The 18204-nt window shown below is 32.2% G+C and carries 6 protein-coding genes, 1 tRNA gene and 2 pseudogenes; 2 read left to right on the top strand and 7 right to left on the bottom strand.

Annotated features, from left to right (window positions below):
* Window positions 1-324: 324 nt before the first annotated feature.
* From P3F56_RS04690 to P3F56_RS04680, 3 genes are all read right to left on the bottom strand, one after another.
* Window positions 325-456 carry a hypothetical protein gene (locus tag P3F56_RS04690; protein WP_281153606.1) on the bottom strand — a complete coding sequence of 44 codons (132 nt, stop codon included), beginning with the start codon at window positions 454-456 and terminating at the stop codon, window positions 325-327.
* Window positions 457-1475: 1019 nt separating this feature from the next.
* Entirely contained in the window at window positions 1476-3551 is a 2076-nt protein-coding gene (locus P3F56_RS04685; protein ID WP_281153605.1) for a M3 family metallopeptidase, read from the bottom strand.
* A gap of 717 nt (window positions 3552-4268) precedes the next feature.
* Window positions 4269-4403, bottom strand: coding sequence for a hypothetical protein (locus tag P3F56_RS04680; RefSeq protein ID WP_281153604.1), 135 nt, complete (start codon window positions 4401-4403; stop codon window positions 4269-4271).
* A gap of 3401 nt (window positions 4404-7804) precedes the next feature.
* On the opposite strand from P3F56_RS04680, the gene P3F56_RS04675 reads away from it, so the two are divergent.
* Entirely contained in the window at window positions 7805-9787 is a 1983-nt protein-coding gene (locus tag P3F56_RS04675; protein WP_281153603.1) for an Rne/Rng family ribonuclease, read from the top strand.
* An 827-nt stretch (window positions 9788-10614) separates the two neighbouring features.
* Here the strand turns inward: P3F56_RS04675 and P3F56_RS04670 are convergent.
* Window positions 10615-10773 (bottom strand): annotated as a pseudogene (locus P3F56_RS04670) (DUF1997 domain-containing protein); the annotation flags it as partial.
* A 482-nt stretch (window positions 10774-11255) separates the two neighbouring features.
* On the opposite strand from P3F56_RS04670, the gene pheA reads away from it, so the two are divergent.
* Entirely contained in the window at window positions 11256-12122 is an 867-nt protein-coding gene (gene pheA / locus P3F56_RS04665) for a prephenate dehydratase (protein ID WP_281153602.1), read from the top strand.
* A gap of 10 nt (window positions 12123-12132) precedes the next feature.
* Here pheA and P3F56_RS04660 read toward each other — a convergent pair.
* The 3 genes and pseudogenes from P3F56_RS04660 to P3F56_RS04650 all read right to left on the bottom strand — a co-directional run bounded on the left by P3F56_RS04660 (window position 12133) and on the right by P3F56_RS04650 (window position 14051).
* Window positions 12133-12658: pseudogene (locus tag P3F56_RS04660) on the bottom strand (LON peptidase substrate-binding domain-containing protein).
* Window positions 12659-12892: 234 nt separating this feature from the next.
* Window positions 12893-12977: transfer RNA gene (locus P3F56_RS04655), tRNA-Ser, on the bottom strand.
* 135 nt (window positions 12978-13112) lie between these two features.
* Window positions 13113-14051, bottom strand: coding sequence for a TIGR04168 family protein (locus tag P3F56_RS04650; protein ID WP_281153721.1), 939 nt, complete (start codon window positions 14049-14051; stop codon window positions 13113-13115).
* Between the last annotated feature and the right edge of the window lie 4153 nt (window positions 14052-18204).

The following is an 18204-nucleotide window of genomic DNA, read 5'->3' as shown; positions in this document are numbered from 1 at the left end:
AACGACAGCAGTGGGCAAACTAGCCAATTGTGTCTTCATCGGTTACTGAATCAATCACTTCATTGATAGCCTGATTGAGTCCTCTAGAATTTTAGGATTATTAAATTTGTAAAAATCATTTAATTTTTGATCAATAGTTTTTAATTAGATTAAAATCAAAAGGATAAGGAGATAAAACACAACTACTGCTCCCAAAGATTTTGTCAATTCTCTAATTTTTATTAATTTATAAGTTGGTAAATCATCCATGATGATACAAGCTTTTAGCCACAATTATGATACCAGTACTTCTGTAATATAAGTAAGAAAAGCTTCTTTATTTGTTCATCGTTCAAAAGTAAAAACAGCTAGAGAACCCGATGTAGCCAGCACTCCAATTAACGTGATATATTTTTCTGTACTTGCCTTAGCACAGTGACGAGTAATGACTAGAAAAACTCCAGAGACAATTAACAAAACTTTAATTTACTTAGAAACAATCTACCAGCTGTTGATTTGATTAATTAGTCTTATTGTTAATTTATATAAATTTAGTAAAAATATATATAGGATATGAATTTATTTTTTAATAAAACTGACGTTTTTTGTGTCTTTACTTTAATCTATCTAAATAGAATCAACTATAAATAAATTTTAAAAAATTTATTTATAGTTGACAAGGTCCTATTCTAAATACTCTTCTGCTTGATAAGTTTAAATAATACAGTCAGAGGTGAAAGAAAAAGCACAAAGGAAAATATAAACTGCTATGAGTTCACCGGAAAGTATAAAATATAAAATTTTACTTAATTTTTTTTTGTTCTTTTTAGTATTAAGCCTAAATAATCAAAATAAAACCTTATCCTATAAAAATAGGAATGTTCTATTCCTTTTTTTTTTAAAATTATAGAAATAGACCTATTAGTGGTAAGATAAATAATTTTATTAAATCCATTTTTTTTACTGGCTAAAACAGGTAAAAAAAAGCTATTTTTAAAATTTAACTAAATTTAAATTTTTTTAATCTTAACATTCAGAATAAAAGACAGAAGTATTTTTAAAAAAAGTTTCATATCAAAGAGTTACTGAGCAACATATGCTTGGTCCCTAAGGTCATAGTCTCACTTATTTTCAAACGAGAACGGCGTATTTCTTCTCTAAAATATGCCGTTAATTTGTCGATATAAGCACATAATGACAATGTTGTTCAAATCTTTAACAGAAGCGATCTAGATCACAAAATACTTGAGTAAGATTAAAATTAAATTTTATATCCATAGCACTATGCTTTAGTAAATACTACTTCTGTAGTAAATCTATATATTTTTCTTTTTCTTCATAAATTTTCATCAGACTCAGTTTTAAAAACAGCAAACTTCAGAAATAATTTTTAATCCCAGAGTTAGGATAACTCTGGAGTCTATAGTTGTTGATTTTTAAGTAGTTGAGGGTAAATAACTTTAATAAATAAAACACTAATTTTACTACTATAAATACTATAGTAAGCCACGATGTTTTAGTAAAGATTCAGTTTTAGGTTCTCGTCCTCGAAAAGTTTTAAATACTTCCATTGGGTGAACGCTTCCTCCCAACGCTAATACCGTATCCCGAAATTTTTGACCTACTTTTATAATAGCTTTTTCATTTTTCAAACCTACTTCTTCAAAAGCAGCAAAAGCGTCTGCACTTAATACTTCTGCCCATTTATAACTGTAGTACCCAGCCGCATAGCCTCCTGAAAATATATGACAAAAAGTACACAAAAATGAGTCTTCTGGTAAGGGTTTCATTACCATTGTTTTTTGAGAAATTCGATCACGGACTTGAGAAGTAGTTTTTTCTTTATTGGGGTTATAACGATAGTGTAATTCTAAGTCCAAAAAACTAAAGTGCAACTGACGTAACATGGATGAACCACTCATATAATTACGTGCAGCCACTAATTTTTGGTAAAAATGTTCTGGCAAGGTTTCTCCTGTTTTATAATGTTTAGCTATGTTGAATAAAGTATGGCGATCATAACACCAATTTTCCATAAATTGACTAGGTAGTTCCACAGCATCCCATTCAACATTATTAATTCCTGATGCCCCTGGATAATCTACTTGAGTTAACATATGTTGAAGTCCGTGACCAAATTCATGGAACAAAGTAGTGACTTCATTAAAGGTCATTAAACTAGGTTCTTTCCCCACAGGAGGGGTTTGATTACAGATAAGATAAGCAACAGGTAAACGAGTATAAAATCTTCCGTCTGTTTGAATTTTTGCCCGGCCAATACAATCATTCATCCAAGCCCCTTCCCGTTTTTCTAGTGGACGACTATAGGGGTCAAGATAAAAGGAGGCAATCGCTTCTCCTAATTCATTTCTAACCTGGAAATAACGAACCTCTTTGTGCCATACAGGGGCTTGACCATCAGCAGGAGTTATGGTGACCTGAAAAATCCGTTGTGCTAAAGTAAATAATCCCTTTAATACTTGAGGTAAAGGAAAATAAGGACGCAATTCTTCAGCAGTAAAATTAAACTTTATTTCTCTTTGTTTTTCTGCCCAAAAACTAATATCCCAATGTTTTAAGTTATCAGTTTTAGCGAAAGTTTTTAAAGTTTTTAAGTCCTGAACCGCCGCTTTGTAACTAACTTGACGTAATTCTTCAAGAAGTTTTTCAACCGTTTCTACATCGGGAGCCATTTTACGGGCTAAACTGACTTCAGCATAGGTATTATAGCCTAATAATTGAGCTTTTTCTTTACGTAATTCTAAAATCTGTTCTATTAAGGGATTGTTATCCAAATGTCCTTTAGAAGCACGAGTTAAAAACGCTTTATAAACTTTTTCTCGTAAGTCTTGTTGACTACTATACTTTAAAAAAGGCACATAACTAGGATAATCAAGTGTAATCACCCAAGGTCCTGCCTCTGGGGTAGCATTTTCTTCCCCTTCAGATCGAGCTGTTTGAGCAGCTAAACTCAGCAAACTAGCGGGTAAACCATCAACTTCTTTTTTCGTTTTTAATTTCAGTCTGAATGCTTTGGTTGCATCAAAAACATTATTAGAAAACTTAGTAGAAAGTTCTGCCAATTCTAATTGAATTTGATTAAATCGTTCTCGTTTTTCTCCTTCTAAGCCTACCCCAGCGAGTTCTGCTTCACGGATAGCTGTCTCAACAATGCGCTTCTGGGCAGATCCTAACGTATTCCATACTTCACTGTTTTGCAGCGCTTTAAATGCCTTATACAAGAACTGACTTTGGTTGATTTTGTTGGTAAATTGAACAACATAAGGTTGAGATTGTTCATAAGCTTTTCGCAGTTCTTGACTATTTTTAACTGACATTAAATGCTCGACAATTCCCCAACTCCATCTTAACCGTTCTTCAATTTCTGTTAAAGGTTCTACCAATCCTTCCCAAGTGGGAGTGACATTAGTTTCTAAGTTAGTTAATTGGAAATCTAAATTTTCAATTAGTTCAGTTATAGCCAGAACTATTTGATCAGTCCGAATTTCATGAAATGGAGGAAGTCCTTCCCCAATGAGTAAAGGGTTATTTCTTCTAGTCGTGTTGGTCATAGTTTTGTTATATACGGTGCTAGTAAACTTAGAATAGTTAACTGATAGTTAAGAATCGAGAACAAGAAACAATTAGGAGAAAAAGTCGAGAAAATATCAAAATACCAAAAACTTTAAAAACTTAGTAAGTTGGTAGAAACGCATGAATATTGCTTAATAATAAGACTTTATCACTATAATTCTTCTTAAGAATGAACCAACCATATAGTAGAACTTAACAGATTGAAAGAAGTGTTACCTCAATCAAAGTTAATATGAAAGAGGAAGATAGAAAGCTATATACTGAAAGGAAGTATATCAGAATTTTTAAACATAACACAAGGTTTAGTTTGTGAAGAAAAAAACACTTCTTATCATAACTAAAAAAGTATAATTGTGCTCGTAAAAAAAAATGTATATGACTCCCACTTTCTTTTAAAAAGAAAGTAGAATGATTATTAGTCCTCTTAAACAACTAAAAAGTTAAAATCTGTTTCTAGTTCCTTCCTCTTGAAGTATTTAGTCCTACATGACAGATTAAGTAAAATTTTAATACACAAAAGTAAAAACCTTTTGAATTTCACCTTAATCTATTTAGACTTAAGGAACAACTGCCAAGGGAGTCAATATTGGCTTAATGTCAATACAAATTAGTCATGGGGCTCTTTTTTTGTTGGAGTCACAAAAATTGGAGCAACTTTCGATAAAAGAGCTAAAACTTCTAGACAGAGTATAAAGCTATGTTCGACTACTCATGTATACAGCAGCTCCAGCATAAGCTGAACCACCTGTAACTTCCAAACGCTTATATTCACTCGACTCCCCAGACTCAGGAGAAAAAGTCTTTTTAATAGCTTGTAATTTACGGACCAATAGGTTTAAATTTATCCCTCATGCAGAACACTATGTCATACAAGAACCAGAAGGTGTAATTCTCTTTTCTTCTTTGATAAGTTTTTTTATTTTATCCTGCTCTATCTTACGAGAATCAGCTAGGTAGTCAGTGCACGATTCATTCCCTTAATTAGCTTTTTCAATTATGGAAGCATCGAGACAAAAGTTACGATATAAATTTAAAACATCTCTCATCATGAAAGATGTTTTAAATTTATTTAGCGAAAGCTCTCTTATGAATTTCATAATCATCAGTCTAATAATTTAACAGAATCAGCTATTTGAAGAAATTGATAGCATAATTTTTTTGAAAAAAATCGTACTATTACTTATAGTAACATTTATCTAAGAAAGAAAAAAACTTTTTACCAGTGCAATTTTTATTTTAGTTATTGTAAAATTTTAGTTGTCTTAAGGTATTAGAACTTTTAAAGCAAAAGACAGCAGCATTTACAGAAAAATATATTCGGAGTATCTTCTTTTGAAGATACTAATAAATTTACCAACAACCAAAGTTAAATAAAGAGTTAAGTCAATCAATTGTTTATATAAATCAATAATTAAAACATTGCTTGGTGAACTTAAAATTTATAAAATCACTAGATTTTTACTATTTATAGACAAAATATAGAGTAAAATTAGCTATTATTAATAATAGCCTGTATAGGCTAGCATAAATAGTAAAAATCTTTTTTTTATAGTCATAAATTTCCTAAAAATTATTTTATAAATATAAGGCTAAAAATTAAATTTATTCAAAGAATGAAAAGCTATCTTAGATAAGATAAACAGTTTTAGAAAATTAAATTTTTAAAACTATAACAATTGAAATTATTAATACCTTGCAGGATAACTATCCTATAGGTTAAAACATACCTAAAAGAAAGTCTCAGGAAAAATACATAAGAATTATACTTTAGGTTATTCAATATCTAATTCAAGATAGTTGATCTTTTAATTACCGATAATCACAGATATAATAGATACAAAAAAGCGAATAATTTATGAGCTATTTAAATAAATTGTTAACATAAATATATTGAAAGAGTCTATGATTGTTACAGTTGTCACTGAAGCTAATTTACTTTTTCCAATATAAAATTTTACTAGTTGCTTGAAGGTAATTCAGCGAACTATCCTTGATTACTAAAAAATAGGACAAAAAAAGTATTTATTTTTTAGTTAATTAATAACTTAAATGGCATTAAAAGTAATTATATTTATGTTGATACAGAACATGAATACTACCATCGTAGTTAGTAAACCTCATTATTGGTTTTTAACCCTATAGAAAAAATGCAATAACTATGAGATCATAAAATTTACCACAATCAGAGTAATTGTCTGATAATTTTACTTTTTATTGTAGATTTATTATTTATCACTGAGCTTTAATAATCGAACTAACTATCTCTAGCCATAAAAATATTTATGGCTTGTATTGCATTAACATTACGCAAATATTGATTTTCTTTTTTTCTAAACCTAGCCGTATTAAGATAGGACTATTTTAATGAAAAAAATCCTAGATAGGAATTTACACTATTTTTTATTTTTCTTTTAAAAAATATTATAGTTGGCAACTAATGACTACTAATACTTCTGTTATAAATACATTAAATAATCATAAAAAGAATAAAGACAAAAAAATTAAAGAATAACTAAAATTTTAACTTCAATTTATAATTATTCTGTCTTAGCTAGTCTATACAACTATCTGTTAAGAGGAAAAGATAACTTTAAATAAGTTAATAAAATAATGATCAATCATATTAACTGGCGATTAAAACTACTAACTATCTATTGTTAATAGATAGTTAGTAGTTTTAATCAAAAAAGGTATTATAAAGATGATAATAAACAACTTAAACTATATAAAATACAACTTTTGTATAAGTATTATTAATATAGCGTGTACTATTAGTTATAGTATTTTTAGTAAAAAAATACTATAACTAACCTATTCTTAACTAGAGGCTCTAATAATAGATTTAAAATCATTTATTTTCCTCTTTTAGAGGGGCAGAACGTGCAAAACTTAACCTATTGAGGCTCTTTTATCAGTTGAGAAATCTCTGTTCATGTTAGAGAAGAGTGGAGAAATCGAGAGCAAAACCCCCAAACCGAAATTAAGACTATTACACTAATTTTAATGATGCCGATGACTTACTTCTGTTGACTCCACGGTTTGTTTATTTAAAATAAAGAGTTTTTTATTCGTAATTTTTAACAATGAATGGATTCTACAGACTCAGTGTGACAAATTTTCCCCTTACTGAGTAGTTTGAATTTTTAGTTGAGAAAAGAAAAAAAAACTGAATTTTTTTGGCATATAATTGCCATTGAGTTAAAGTTCGGCGAATATTTTCCCTTTTACCTCCTCACCCCCAGTCTACACTTTGACTTTGTGTCAACCCATGACATCACAATTTAGGTTTGATATTCCCCTTTTTCTCTTACTTTCTCAAATCTTTGTCCCTCTTCCTTTCTGCCTTCTTCCTTTCTTCAAATTGAAGTAAGTTTTTATAACCGGATTTGGGATAAGTTTCTCTTATCAAAATTCAGAAAGGTTTATAAGATGTGCTTAGAGCATTAGCTTTCAAGTCTACATAAGAAAAATAAATGACGGACATATCTTATGTTAGGATGATACTTATAACTGAAAACGAATCTACTTAGGGCGACTAAATAGGGTTACATCTGACTTCTAAACACATAGGATTCTAGGAAATACGATTAACACTGGTTGCTCAACCTGGAGATGTGAATAGAAACAATTGGGTAACATTAGCGTTATCCAAAAACTAAAAGTGAGCTAATGGTATGGTTTTAGGTTTTCAACTAGGTTTTAATTGGGTTAAAATAATCTGGTATTTATGTATGTAGATTGTCCTTAATGATTAATGTCTAACAAAACCAAAATCACTCAACCAGCTGAAGTAATTTAATACAAATAGCACTTAACCGTTTAGTTGACTGTAACCATTGATTAGTTCACTGTTAGAAACAATTAAAGTGTTTCTTTTTGGTTCTATCATCAACTCAATTCACCTAGAAAGCATCTCGCATGCAATGAATGTTGGTGCTGACAAGTTTATTCAAAGAGGAGTTCACTAAATATCGAATGACAATTCTCGTTTTAAGATTGGTAGAGATACATCCAGAAAACGAGCAACCTCCTCAGACGAGATTACTTACGTCAGCTTAATTGGATAGCCGACGTTCGGGTGAAAGTATAAGGGTGAGTAAATTTTCGTTGATTCTTCATTGGCTTGAAGTCAATTGCGACTAAATTTAGACAGTTTTTTGACTAATCTATATCGACAGGCACTCGACTTAATAAAGTGTTCTAGTCGGCTACAAAAGTTTGAGGGAATTGCATGCCAAAGCAAATTGTTATCGCAGAGCAACACCACATTGCTGCTGTTTTCTGGGAAGATCAAATTCAAGAGCTAGTGGTTGCCACTGGCAACCAACAAGTTAGCGACATTTATTTAGGAGTAGTCGAAAATGTAATTCCAGGCATTGATGCAGCATTTGTCAATATTGGGGATGCAGAACGCAATGGGTTTATTCATGTCACCGATTTAGGTCCTCTTCGCTTAAAAAGAAGTGCGGGAGCCATTACAGAATTGTTGACTCCTCAACAAAAGGTGTTGGTTCAGGTAATGAAAGAACCTACTGGCAATAAGGGTCCACGACTCACAGGGAATATTACATTGCCAGGCCGGTACTTAGTCTTAATGCCCTATGGTCGAGGGGTTAACCTTTCTAGAAGAATTAAAAATGATGATGAACGTAGTCGCCTACGTGCTTTAGCTATTTTGATTAAACCAGCAGGAATGGGGTTACTTGTTCGGACAGAAGCCGAGGGGAAAGCTGAAGAAGCCATTATGGAAGACTTAGAGTTTCTCCAGCGACAATGGGAATCTATTCAAGTTCAGGCTACTTCAACCCGTCCTCCTTCTCTACTCAACCGTGATGACGATTTTATTCAACGGGTGTTACGGGATATGTATAGTGCAGAGGTAAACCGCATTGTTGTAGATTCCCAGGCAGGGGTAAAACGAGTAAAACAGCACTTAATGAACTGGAGTGGTGGCCGTTCTCCTGAAGGAGTGTTGATTGATCATCACCGCGAACATCTTGGAGTTTTAGATTATTTTCGCGTTAATGCCGCGATTCGAGAAGCGCTTAAACCTAGGGTTGATTTACCTTCTGGCGGTTATGTCATCATTGAACCCACCGAAGCGTTGACAGTTGTTGATGTTAACTCTGGTTCATTTACTCGTTCAGCAACAGCCAGAGAAACGGTTCTGTGGACTAATAGTGAAGCAGCCACAGAAATTGCTCGTCAATTGCGTCTACGTAATATTGGAGGGGTAATCATTGTAGACTTTATCGATATGGACTCACGGCGCGATCAACTTAAGCTATTAGAACATTTCAATAAAGCCCTCAAATCTGATAAAGCTAGACCTCAAATTGCACAACTCTCTGAATTAGGTTTAGTTGAACTGACTCGAAAACGTCAAGGCAAAAATATTTACGAATTATTTGGTCAACCCTGTCCCAGTTGTGGCGGTTTAGGACATATGATTCGCCTTCCAGGACAATCTGAATTGATTCCTTTAGAAACGGTTACTGTAGCTTCTTCTTCCCCTGTTGTAAAACCGGTGGAAAAATCGGTAGAAAAGCCTGAAATTCTTGGAGAATCTGGTTTTGAAGATGAAATCCATCAGACCTCCAGTCAACTGGAATTGCTTCACCATCCAAGCTATCAAGAACAGGGTAATGCCCCCAATACCACTCGTCGTCGCCGTCGCCGTCAATCTCAACCTCAATTCAAGGATGAGTCAACAACTAAAATGGTTCCCAATCTTGTGGTAAAAGAGAGTGACTATTTAGGAGAAATAGAAGCTGAACCCAGGAAAGAACGAGGGCATAGGCATTTACGCCGAGAAGAAATACTCATGGAAAAGGTATCTGTGGAAATGACCCCTTTAGAACAAGACCTATATGCTTTAATGGGAGTTTCTCCTCTAGTGTGTCTTGATCGTGAGTTTAAAGACCCTAAGTCTGTATTAGTATCCGTTAAGTTTCCTGAACATTCAGCAAATATGTCGAACACACAAGAAATAAGAGAGGAACAAGAGATGCAAGAGGTAAAAGAGGAACCAGAGATTCCTTCTGGAGACACATCATTTGTTATTCCTCAATCTATTCCCCTTGAGGTGTCTGAGTTTTCTGATAATGAGGAGAAGACAGATGATAAAGCAGCATCAACAAAACTATCAGAAAGTGACTCTGAACGCCCTGTTATTCGTCGTCGTCGTCGTCGTTCTTCCGCCAAAGAAGCTTGAGAATTATCTTTGAATTCAAATAAATACATAAGAAGGGACAAAGTTAAATTATCCCTTTTTATGTGTGATAAAAATTACGTCAGCTAATATTGATGAAGATTAATCTAGATTTATTGTCCCCACGGACGTTAGTTGCTACAGAAGCTGATGAAGTGAGACACGAAGCACTATTTAGCCCCGTGATAGTATTTGCTGTTTCAAGCACGTCTTATTTTAAAATAAATGATAGTTAAAGACAGTAGATATCTTACTTTGGCTGTGACAAAATTACAATAAACAAAGGCTGGAAGTTTCGCCTTATAAAATTTCCAGTATCCAAAAAACTTGATTTATGTAAAAGTTCAGTTTTTTAAAAAAACATAATACAGTCAAAATAAGAGGTTTAAAAATTATTGTCCACCAATTTAGGATTCTAAAGCCAGAAGATCTATAATAATTCCCCAAATCACTATTTTAGTAAAACTAAAATAGTGATTTGGGGAGAGGTATCTTTAAAGATTTTAAAATCTATATTGTTATGCAACTCAAAAGGTTGTCTTAAACAAGATTTAAATGTCTGAAGGGATTTATAAACTATCATCAGTATGATCTCTTATCTGGAAAGGTAATCGCTTTTTCAAGCCTAATATAAAATTTTTAAATATTTACTACCAATGACTATACAAAAGTGTTTATAAAGTAATGAAAGCCATCTAACTAGTGGGTTAAGATGGAGTGTTTGATTATGAATGGGCTCTAAAGCTCTAAAGGGGCAGACTTAAGCCTTAAGATCAACCTGCTAAAGAGTTAACAGAAGGAGTAAGTTAATTTTCTTAAGTAAATACTTTTCAAGAATGTCTACCAGCCGACTCACTGTAGTTTTTGAGTAGTTGATTCAGTAGGCATTGTTTAATTCTTAGTAGCATACTTTTTAGGAGTCTATTACCAGTCATTTTCAATAAGAGTTGAGGAGTTAACCATAATAGGGGAGCTAAAGCTACCGTAACTTCTAAATTAGCTTAGCTTTTTAAACAGGTTTTTTCCTTACAATTTTCTGGGATTGGTTGTCCCCTAAGCTTCAAAAAAAAGCGATCATTGATATAATCAATGTCCTAAATTTGACAATCTTGAGACCTTAAATATACCTTGCCTTGACTATCAACCCAAACGTTTAAAACAACTATGGGTTGGAAATAATAAAGTTCCATAAGGGACAGGGAGATTGACTCTGAGGCACTAAAATGAACATCCATAGACAATTGATCGACCTAAAAATTTGCTTTGAAAGATTTTTTGTCTAAATTTTAGTTTAGTATTTTTAAATGATTGAGAAAATAGATTTGACAAAAAATTAGGTTTTGTTAGACAAATTTCGAGAAAACCTTTTACTAATTAGGTTATACTCACGTGAACTTTAAATTGAGTTAAATTACTTAAGTATAGCGATCTAAATCTCAATATAACCAATCAGGTTACAAATTTATTGCCTATGGCTATTTCCATTGCTCATCTAGGTCCGACAGGAACTAATGCAGAAACGGCTACTCTAGCTTATCAGCGTTGGTTAGAGCAAAAAGAGGGAAAAAAATCTCTTCTGTGTCCCTATCCGACAATTGCTAAAACTCTATACGCTGTTGCCTATGGGGAAACTCAACAGGCTGTTGTTCCGGTGGAAAACTCTACAGAAGGAACAGTGGCTATTATCTTCGACAGTCTTTGGCAATTAGACAAACTCAAGATTCAACAAGAGTTAGTCTTGCCTATTTCCCATGCTTTATTATCAAGAAGAAAATCTCTAAAAGGACTGAAAACAGTTTATTCCCATCCCCAGGCTTTAGCACAATGTCAACATTGGTTAGAGCAGAATTTGCCCTCTGTCTCTTTAATTCCTACAAATTCGACCACGGAAGCCCTACATCAGATCGATCCCGATTCTACCTCGGCGGCGATCGCCTCTCCCCGTGCTGCTAAATTGTACAATTTTCCTATTCTGATCAATGATATTAACGATTATCCCGATAATTGTACTCGGTTCTGGATATTGGAATTAACGCCAACCACCATAGAAGGGAGTCGGATTTCCTTAGGATTTAGTGTTCCTGATAATGTCCCTGGCACGCTGGTTAAACCCTTAGAGGTATTTGCCAAACGGGGAATTAATTTAAGTCGTATCGAATCGCGCCCTACCAAGCGATCACTGGGGGAATATCTATTTTTTATAGATCTTGAGATCAACTCAGAGTTCAATCTTATTGAAGAAGCCCTAGCTGAACTGAGAATCTATACGGAAACTTTAAAGGTTTTTGGGGGGTATAGGGTATTATCGCTCAAAAAAATAGATGTTGCTCAATTTTAGGCTATTTGTACTAGTTTATTGCATTTTGAAAAGCTGTTCTAGCCGCTAAATAATTACGGGTACAAGTTAAAACTCTGATTCACGTTTTAAGCTGGTTGCAGTATTTTATATATCTAGTAGGGTTTATCGTTCTGTGGCTATACTGTAGAGATTTCCAGCGATCCAGTAGGATAACTATAGAGAAATATCAGGCAAGTCTTAGGACAATTCAATCTTTTGATCTATCAATTTTTCTGAGAGACGTACGATATTTTTAAATAACTGTTGCATTTCGTAAGCTAGGGGTCTTAAATCTTCGTATGGAGGTTGATTATCGACTCATTCTAGCAATCCCACTCGATAGGTTTTTTTCGAACGATACCGAGCAGTCTAAATCTTCGCTGTCCAAGGATAAGAACTTTCATTCGATCACCAGGTTAACCTTGAAATCTAATCACTTCAGCATAACAACCTACTTTAGCAATTTTGCCATTGAGAGGATTAAGCATCAAGACTCCAAAACAACAATCATTCTCTAAAACCGTATTTATCATCATAAAATAGCGAAATTAAAAGATATGAAGAGTAAGGTGGCAATTTGGGAATCAAACGACCCTTGGTAAGGGAAACAGGAGATGTTCTCTAACGGACAAGGATGAAGATGTCATAATGTACACAGAGCGTCCATAAGCCACTATCTACCACTTTAGCCAATTCTTATCGCTCAAAGTGACTTCTCAACTTTAAAACTTTGTGTTTGCTCGGGAACTTCTTAAAAATTGGTCTCATCACGGAGAGGGTGGGATTTGAACCCACGTTGGTTTGACCCAAACCCGATTTCAAGTCGGGCGCATTCGACCACTCTGCCACCTCTCCAATAATACGAACAGATTCCATTCTATCAAAAATTCTTGGACCAACACGTGATTAATAAGACTTTACGAACTACCGGTAAAAAGCTCTACTCATGAATACCTGAAATAGGTTAGATTTATTGATTGGTTAAGAAAGTTAAGTATTTAGGAAGGCTCCACCTGGAGCAATCGCATCTTGATGACGATACAAACATTCTTGAGAAGCAATCATCCCATCAGGATCAACCCAAACCAAAGATATTTCTCTAACTTCTCCTTGATTCAAAGAAACTAATGAAAAATTACGTAATTTAACCTTATCTTTTTCTATGTAGCGGGGAACACTAGCAGCATTCAAATAAATTGTTTTTGTTGAATTATGTTCAACTTGAATTCTGAGTCGAGCATTTGTATACCGTAATCGGTGGTGCATATGCCCGAAAGTTACTAAGGGAATGTGTTTACCCAAAGCGTGAACTTCAATGATAGCCTGTGCCAAATCAGGGTCACCGTGATCACCTCCCAAGGGTTTCCAATCACGTCCACAGATCGCTTCAGGTTCTTCTCCTAATCCTGTTGGTCCATTATGTCCTAAAAGAACGATAGTATTGTATGTTGCCTGTTGGGCTGCAGCGACAATTTTAGCAGTAGACTCTGCAAAACTAGTGACACCGTAGTGATCCCGTAAAAAGCTCTTGTTCTTCCATTGAGAGCCGCCCCAACTGTAGGGACGACTTCCCACCACCGAAAGGTTTAATTCTACAAAATCTAGCTTCGCATAACCTACATGGGCTGTCCCTAATAAATCGAGTTGTGCTTGTAGCCAATCTTCTCTGGTCCGATCATAAGGACATTGTTCTCGCCCCCAGTCTGAAGCGGTGTACCAAGCATCATGATTGCCCATAATAGCCGCTTTAGGGAGATCAAGATTAGCAATTAAACGAACAATAGAAACTGCCTCATTCCCAAAATCCCCAACAAAGAGGACAAGATCAACTCCTAAATTTTCTAGGGCGAGATTATCGTCCTCTTCCCACTGACCGTGAATATCACCGACTACGGCAATGGTTAATTTTTGCTTAGAATACTTGGCCATGCTAGTTTGACAAGGACTCAATTAAATCCCCCAGTTCAACCTGCTGATAGTTGTAGCTTTCAACCCCAACGAAGACGGCAACTTATTTTCAAAGACTTTGTAACTTAAGGTTTTATTGCCTACCGGTCTATCATAACATGCATAGAGAGTATACCCCAAAAGTACTATTAGTTTAATCTGAAGTGATGGGAAGACCAAAATTAATCTTTGTCTGTCTGCCTACATTGACATCTTTTCATAATTAAAAATTATGCACACTATAACAGCAGAGACAGAAAACAAAAAATGAAGAATTTAGATTGTTCTTTCTTTTTCGTTATGATGATTTTCCTTCTAATTACTTCAAAAAACAATGGGAAATAAACTACTTTGCCATATGTCAATCATTAAAAACTGTACAGTGTGACTGATTTTACCAATAAATAAACTTACTTACAGAGGACTCCGATCAACGTATAGACATCAGTTAATACCAGATAAACAGCAAATTGAAGTAATTAATATACACTAGATATTTAAAGTTTATTACGAGATAATGCCTTAAAAAAATATAAAAACTAGTTAATTTAGTTTTTAATAAATTGATCGTCAATATTTGTTTTTTAAAACAGAAGAATATTATTAGTAATCAACAGAAAAATAATATATCTATTAAGATAGCTAATGTTTAAGTACTAGATTAATTTCTAATATTTTTAGACATGGTCTATGCTAATATGTAATTCAAAATTTTACTTTTATCGTTTTATAAATAAATTTAATATGCGTTTTTACGCGTATCTTCAGATGCTTATTAATTGTGTTAATAGCCCAATATAATTAATAATTAATTTGCTAAAGGTTAATTTAAACATCGAAATTTATGTATTTGCAGGAATAATATAGCCTCTTATTGGAGAGGAGATTAATTTACATTAACGTTAATTAAACAAAAGTTAAAGTATAGAAAAGAAAATGGCAGCTTTAGGCTATAGACAGATTTTTTAAATGTTTGGTGTTAGGGATATCAAATCAAGTCCAGATCTTGCTGAAGTATTTTGCGATTCAAGTTACTTAAATTAAAGTTTTTAATAGAAAAAATACGATATTTTCTATTTTTAAAAACATGAAATAATTAGAGATAATTTCTTCTTAATAAGAAGAAATTATCTCTAACAAATTTTATGCATTACATATTTTTTTCGATTATAAAAAAAATCTAATTAACTATAGTAGTTTTGTCAAGCTTATACCCTTAAAAACAATGTTTGAAAGAAAATTATATAAATTTAGTGTTATCGATATTTCAGTGAAGCCCACCGAGTTTTTGAAGGACTAGTTAGATGAAACCAAAATTTTACGGGATTGCATTAGAAATGTAAACTACAGCCATAGTAGTGCCCATAGCGAATTTTCTACTTTTAAGTTGCCTCGAAGTTACACAGATGATTGTAAACCGATTTTTGAGTTAACAGAAAATTTAATTAGTGAATTATTTGGAGACTGAGAATATTTTGTTTATAAACTCTTTAAAAAGCTTTATAAACAAAATTGAACTGTTTATAATTGTTTTATTTCTTTCTTACTCTACTGATTACTTACGCTTATTTACCCCAAAAACCTTATCTTAATTTAGAGTAAAAAATAGGCTAGTCTCGCCTCCTGTTGTTTCATAATAATTGTTGTCGCCTTAATCGTTTGTGGTTACTATTCCAGATAATCGTCAATCTAGTCAAATTTTAACTTAAAATATGTTAATAATAACAACAGTATTTTTAAATTTTGTTGAACTAATATTAAAGTCTTTTCAGTTAATCAATGGGATCTTTTTCTTCATGATTCTCAGGTTAGGTACTCATCTAAAATTTGCAACGCTAAAAATTAACGTAATTTGGGTTATAATAAAGCCGGGTAACTAAATAAATGAAGAAAAAGTTAAGGCACAATTTTTTATACTACCGCCTCATACTACCTCTTTATCAGTTGACTAAGAGAATTTTAAAATAAGAATTGGGATAGTTTTTAATTATTACTCCTTGTTGAGAAACTAGTCCAAAAGTCACTACAAGAAGTATATCAGTTTTAAACTGGATAAGTTAAGCATACTCCAAAATTTTCTTGATCTTCTTCCATTGTCAATCAGAACATCAACTTTGGCAAGTAAAATTCTAAAAATAGTATTAAGGGCTTGTAACCGTTCAACAGCTTTAAAGGTGGCATACAAATCAAGATGGTTACAAGTTATGGGCAAAGTACAACAAATTACTCTCATCAACAAGATTTTTAAATTCTTCTAGTTTAGGTCTGACTCTCGTATCAATAACAATAACATGAAGATATTTATGGATGATATTGATTAAGCTGGCTTAGTAAACTACATGGAAGAGAAGTTTACACTCTCGTGACTAAATTATGGCAGAACGATCACGATCAGCATAAATTAATTAATGTAATCATTGTTTTACTAACTCTTCTTGTTAAGGCTGTAATTATGATAATTATCGAAATATTAGTTAATTTAGTGCATCGATTATGGCTGTTATATAATTTCAGCTCATAGATTTATATTGCCGGAGTTAAGTTAGACTATCAGAATAGATCATTGATTATCAACAGATTGATAAGTTTTAAATTCTGTTTTTTAAAAGCAGAATTCAATTATGGCTAAATCTAGTCATAACAAGACAGTTTTGCTTATGAACATTATCTATTGAGCAGTGACAATAAAAAAACTGTCATGTTTATAGGAACTTTAAAAAGAAATTTATGTCAAAACAGGTGTGTGTGAGGAGTAAGAATGAAAGACAAAAGCTCTTGGGGTCGAAACATGGCAAGACTCCCGAGAGTTTTTTTTCATAAGAAAGATTGATAGTTTATATTTTCAGTAAGCCATATAAATTTTTTCTAAATAAGGTTAAATGTTGGCTATCTCTAATTTGAAGAAGAATGTTAAGATAATTTGTAATTAGCTGACTCAATTATTGATTTTAGGTTTTAGACAGTTAATTTTAATTAAAAACATAGTCAACCAAAAGAATTACGCTTTTATCTAGCAAAAATTAGTTTAATTTATTTCTTTTTAAAAAAATTAGCTATTTTATATTGAGATAAATCAAATTTCAACAAATAACTAAAAATACTTTTATTATGACAATATTTTTTATTCTAAAAGCTTAAAAGTTGTAAAACTTAATTTCTTCTAAAATTTCTAATTTCTACAACCTAAAAATTGGAAATTTTATTTATTGTTTTTATTGCAGCCAATCAAAAAAAGCATAAGGTCAATTAATTAAATATACTTAGTTATATTTAACTAATCAATAATTATATCTTTTTAATAGAAAGTCTTATCACAGCAGTTATCGAATTACAAAGAAAATATTTTTTGATCAATCTTCGTTAACACCCTATATAACTAATAGTTTCTAGCACTTCTACTAATTGGACAAATAAAAACTAAATATTTATCAAAATTAATATAAAAAAAGTATAAACAAACTATGTCAATAAAAAAATACTTTTAATCAAAATGATAAAATCAAGTATCTTATTATGATTCTACATCTCAGAATAACTTACTCTATTATTTTTTAAGCTAACAGCACAATGTGTATATCAGCATACACTGATCCACAATTATAATATTTAGTCTAACTAAGTGAAGCTAAATCGTCTTTTAGTCTTACTTGTAATTTTCCATTCTAAAGTTAGTTGTAATGAACTTAAGATACAAAATTTATATTCAAAAATTAGAAAAAATAAATGGATAAAGAGTTGTTTCTTCTGACATTTTTAATGAAACAAAAAGTCAATATAATAGTTGTTATTAATGACTAAATTACTTTTGCCAAAAGCACATTATTCTATTTAATTAGTTAAAAAAATAAGTTAAACTTTTTTATTGCTCTTTATTAGAGCAATAAAAATAACTATATGGTTATAAATATGTCCTTATTAATATAAGTAAATAACTGAATTTTCTAATTTTAGTAATAGAGAAAAGATTTTATATTAATAGATAATCAATAATCTTGACAAAAATGTCATATTAGTAAAGTCTTGACTAAGAGCTTATTCCTCTAAAAGTCAAGATGCCTGGCAATAAAATCACTCTCTTAAACAACCTCTTTAGAAGGTCACAACTAACAATTGTATTTAGATTAAATAAGAAAAT

This window comes from cyanobacterium endosymbiont of Epithemia clementina EcSB, assembly GCF_029919255.1.
Classification (GTDB): Bacteria; Cyanobacteriota; Cyanobacteriia; order Cyanobacteriales; family Microcystaceae; genus Rippkaea.
Note: the sequence above shows the minus strand (reverse complement) of the source record. Positions and strands in the feature narration are given on the sequence as shown.